Consider the following 5,000-nt stretch of genomic DNA (forward strand, 5'->3'; position numbering starts at 1 on the left):
TAAGGGCAGGCTTAGAAGCAAACTTCTTCGTCGCCAGCGGCGAGCCGCCCTCGTTCGTGAGGCGTATATAGTCGCCACCAACGACAACTGTCAACACACATCGAGAATGTTTTTTCGATTTCTCGTAGAGATATGCACCGGGCCGAAATTCATGAGTTGGCTTGGCTGAATTGTGGGCGGCGTTCTAGCGCCTACCATCCCTGTGATGCGTCCCGAGCTCGAGGCGCTGATGAGTGCCATCGCACCCGTCGCGCCTCGATGGCTGCAGAGCAATTCTTCACCGAAGCGCCGTTTAGAGCCGGTTCTCGAGCAATTCCGGCGTGATGTTCCGGCCAGCGTAGAAGATGCCCAGGATCAGCACCCGCCCACCCTCGACGGCGAAGGCAATGCTGACGGCGCGGCGATAGCCAACAATCCGCAACCCCGGCATGATCTCGACCCGCTCGGTGCCCCGCTGTGGAAAAGTCGACGGCCGAGACAATGGTCACGGATACCCGCAATGAAATTCCGGGCGATCGCCGGCGACGCACGTCCGGCTAGGTCATCGTAGAGTTGCTCCAGCTCCGACTCGGCCTTGGAGTGGAAGACAATCCGATACTCCATCCCCTACTTGGCTTCCGCCTGCTTGGAGCGATGACGCGCCTCCAGCCGGGAGAAGACCGTGTCGGCAGGGATGCCCTTCGTTGATCCTGCCGGAGTTCAGCCAGACGCCCCGGTATCTCGTCGCGCAGCCATTTCTCCCGCTCCGCCTCGAAATCCTCGAGCATGCGCAGGCCCGCGCGGACAACCTCGCTGGCATTGTTGTAGCGGCCTGATTCGAGCTGCTTCCTGATGAAGCTCTCGTAGTGGTCATTCAAAGCGTAATTTGGCATTGGCAACCTCCTGCGGGGAGCGATCCCGAATCTGGCGCCGATTCGGCCACGCCTTACCTCGCGTGACTCATCCGCAGAGAATCGCCCTTCGCTTTGATTCGGCATGATCGAGGCATCGCTTCAACGCCCCCAGGCCGCTCGACCAACGGCACTTGCGGCTATTGCGGCGTGACACACCGGCCGCCGGCGCGATCGAGGATTCACATGCAGGTCGATATTCGCGGCCATCAGTCATTGTCATGGTCGAGGGTGGCCACAAAAGCCGGCTGAATAGAACACCACCCCGACCAAATTCATTTCGTATTTGATTGCAAATCATCACCGGCATCACCGATGCCTGGCACGAGGATCGGATGGCTTTGTCTTTTCCGCCTCCGATTCGGTTGATCCGGCCATGGCGGCGGCCTGGCGCTTCACTTGCCAGTCCCCCAAACGCAAACGGCCCGCGGGCTGCGGGCTGTTTTGTTGAGGCTTTGTTTGTTGTCGTACCTTGTCGGCTGAGTCCTCTTTGTGCGCCGAGGACTGCCGCTTGCCGGCACCATTGTCCCTTGAACGCGAACAGCCCGCCGGCTGATGCCAGGCGGGCTGTTGCTTAGTGAAGTTTGGTTTGCGGGACGGGATTTGGTTCTTTTGTCCCGCAGCTTCGGCTTCGCTTTCGGGGGCCTGAGCCTGGGCAGATCGATGGCCACCCCAGCCGCATATCAAAACGGCGCGCGGGCATTTGTGGCTGGCGGGCTGTTTTTGATGTTGGTTTTGGGGAGAGGATTTGCGTTTTCTGTCTGGCGGCTTGGCTTGGCTGGTTGCGGGCGCCTGATGACAGGCCGGCAGCACAGCACAGCACAAAACAAAAAGCCCGCACGATGGCGGGCTTTTTTGAATTTGGTTGCGGGGACAGGATTTGAACCTGTGACCTTCAGGTTATGAGCCTGACGAGCTACCGGGCTGCTCCACCCCGCGTCAATTTTTGTGTAAGCCGAGGCCTACAGATAGGTATATGGCTGACCAAATGAAAGGGCCGCTTACGCGGCCCGTGATCCCTTGGCGGGCCATTTCATAAAGAGAAGATTTCTCTCCATCCGATTTGGATGTGAGATCAACGTGCGTTTGGCAGACCTGGCAGCGACCTACTCTCCCGCGTCTTGAGACGAAGTACCATCAGCGCTGGAGCGTTTCACGGCCGAGTTCGGAATGGGATCGGGTGCAGCCGCTCCGCCATAACCACCAGGTCGGCAAAACGCACGTTGTTCGAGAAGCTTTTGAGCGAAGGCGCACAAAGAGACATCGGCAGCGGAGCTGTCGGGTGCCTCTCGGGGCTGTTCGCTGGTCTTTGTGTGCCTTTACGGTTCTTGGTCTGGCGCCTTTCGAAGCGAAGCTTCGCAAGGTCGACCGTCGGCGCTGATGCGCCGCACTCACGTAGCGCCGCCCGCAGGGCGGAACAAGCGTGAGTGAGAACAGACCATCTGACTTTGTCAGATGGGCATAAGGAATGAGAACGATCAAGCCGATCGAACTATTAGTACCGGTAAGCTTCAAGCGTTGCCGCTCTTCCACACCCGGCCTATCAACGTGGTCGTCTTCCACGGTTCTCAGGGAATACTCGTTTTAAGGTGGGTTTCCCGCTTAGATGCCTTCAGCGGTTATCCCGTCCGGATATAGCTACCCTGCTATGCGGCTGGCGCCACAACAGGTCCACCAGAGATCCGTCCATCCCGGTCCTCTCGTACTAGGGACAGATCCTTTCAATATTCCTACACCCACGGCAGATAGGGACCGAACTGTCTCACGACGTTCTGAACCCAACTCACGTACCGCTTTAAATGGCGAACAGCCATACCCTTGGGACCTGCTCCAGCCCCAGGATGCGATGAGTCGACATCGAGGTGCCAAACAACCCCGTCGATATGGACTCTTGGGGGTCATCAGCCTGTTATCCCCGGCGTACCTTTTATCCGTTGAGCGATGGCCCTTCCACGCGGGACCACCGGATCACTATGACCGACTTTCGTCTCTGCTCGACTTGTCAGTCTCGCAGTCAGGCAGGCTTATGCCATTGCACTCAGCGAACGATTTCCGACCGTTCTGAGCCCACCATCGCGCGCCTCCGTTACTCTTTAGGAGGCGACCGCCCCAGTCAAACTACCCACCATACATTGTCCCGGACCCGGATAACGGGCCGCGGTTAGACATCCATAGTAATAAGGGTGGTATTTCAAGGGTGGCTCCACCTGAGCTGGCGCCCAGGCTTCAAAGCCTACCACCTATCCTACACATGCCACTACGAATGCCAATGTAAAGCTATAGTAAAGGTGCACGGGGTCTTTCCGTCTAACCGCAGGAACCCCGCATCTTCACGGGGAATTCAATTTCACTGAGTCTATGCTGGAGACAGCGGGGAAGTCGTTACGCCATTCGTGCAGGTCGGAACTTACCCGACAAGGAATTTCGCTACCTTAGGACCGTTATAGTTACGGCCGCCGTTTACTGGGGCTTCGATTCAGAGCTTGCACCCCTCCTCTTAACCTTCCAGCACCGGGCAGGCGTCAGACCCTATACGTCGTCTTGCGACTTCGCAGAGCCCTGTGTTTTTGATAAACAGTCGCTACCCCCTGGTCTGTGCCACCCTCCTCTACTTGCGTAGAAAAGGGTCACGCTTCTTCCGAAGTTACGCGTGCAATTTGCCGAGTTCCTTCAGCATAGTTCTCTCAAGCGCCTTGGTATACTCTACCAGACCACCAGTGTCGGTTTCGGGTACGGTTTATAAGGAGGAGCTATTTCCTGGAACCACGCAGCAGCCCGTTCAATCCGATAAGATTGGACTACCTCAATGATCCGTCACTACCTCCAAGCCCACGAATATTAACGTGGTTCCCATCGACTACGCGTTTCCGCCTCGTCTTAGGGGCCGGCTAACCCTGCTCAGATTAGCTTTAAGCAGGAACCCTTGGTCTTTCGGCGGGGGAGTCTCTCACTCCCCTTACGTTACTCATGTCAGCATTCGCACTTCTGATACCTCCACCACCCCTCACGGGTATGGCTTCATCAGCTTACAGAACGCTCCGCTACCGCTTGGCCCTTGCGGACCAAACCCTAAGCTTCGGTGTATGGCTTTAGCCCCGTTACATTTTCGGCGCAAAGACCCTTATTTAGACCAGTGAGCTGTTACGCTTTCTTTAAATGATGGCTGCTTCTAAGCCAACATCCTGGTTGTTTTGGGATCCTCACATCCTTTCCCACTTAGCCATAACTTGGGGACCTTAGCTGTAGGTCAGGGTTGTTTCCCTTTTCACGACGGACGTTAGCACCCGCCGTGTGTCTGCCGACTAGTACTCCCAGGTATTCGGAGTTTGGTTAGGTTTGGTAATCCGGTGAGGACCCCTAGCCCATCCAGTGCTCTACCCCCTGGGGTATTCGGTCGACGCTCTACCTAAATAGATTTCGCGGAGAACCAGCTATTTCCGAGTTTGATTGGCCTTTCACCCCTAGCCACAAGTCATCCCGAACTATTGCAACAGTTATGGGTTCGGTCCTCCAGTAAGTGTTACCTTACCTTCAACCTGCTCATGGCTAGATCACTCGGTTTCGGGTCTAATGCGACGAACTGAACGCCCTGTTCAGACTCGCTTTCGCTGCGCCTACACCTAGCGGTTTAAGCTTGCTCGTCACACTAAGTCGCTGACCCATTATACAAAAGGTACGTGGTCACCCAGGACGAACCTTGGGCTTCCACTGTTTGTAGGCAATCGGTTTCAGGTACTCTTTCACTCCCCTTGTCGGGGTGCTTTTCACCTTTCCCTCACGGTACTAGTTCGCTATCGGTCATGCACGAGTACTTAGGCTTGGAGGGTGGTCCCCCCAATTTCAGACAGGATTTCACGTGTCCCGCCTTACTCGAGGACGATTGATTGCATTACGCGTACGGGGCTGTCACCCACTATGGCCCTACTTTCCAGAAGGTTCCGCTTGTCTCTCAATCGCCACTGGCCTGGTCCGGGTTCGCTCGCCACTACTTCCGGAGTCTCGGTTGATGTCCTTTCCTACGGGTACTTAGATGTTTCAGTTCCCCGCGTTCGCCACTTTACCCCTATGTATTCAGGGTAAGTTACCTATTATCGATACTTGGAAACCACA

The 5,000-nt window shown here is 56.1% G+C and carries 1 tRNA gene, 2 rRNA genes and 2 pseudogenes (1 of these 5 cut by a window edge); all 5 read right to left on the reverse strand.

The features are described 5' to 3' along the window. Positions 1–292: 292 nt before the first annotated feature. Positions 293–603: pseudogene (locus tag P3C39_RS25910) on the reverse strand (type II toxin-antitoxin system RelE/ParE family toxin). A 3-nt stretch (positions 604–606) separates the two neighbouring features. Further along, positions 607–872, reverse strand: a pseudogene (locus P3C39_RS25915) (type II toxin-antitoxin system ParD family antitoxin). 880 nt (positions 873–1,752) lie between these two features. Further along, positions 1,753–1,829, reverse strand: a tRNA-Met gene (locus P3C39_RS25920). A 154-nt stretch (positions 1,830–1,983) separates the two neighbouring features. Then, positions 1,984–2,098: ribosomal RNA gene (rrf, locus tag P3C39_RS25925) — 5S ribosomal RNA — on the reverse strand. Between the two features lie 266 nt (positions 2,099–2,364). Further along, positions 2,365–5,000: ribosomal RNA gene (locus P3C39_RS25930) — 23S ribosomal RNA — on the reverse strand (it continues 186 nt past the right edge of the window).

The organism is Mesorhizobium sp. XAP4, from assembly GCF_029269325.1.
In the GTDB taxonomy this organism is placed as follows: Bacteria; Pseudomonadota; Alphaproteobacteria; order Rhizobiales; family Rhizobiaceae; genus Mesorhizobium; species Mesorhizobium ciceri.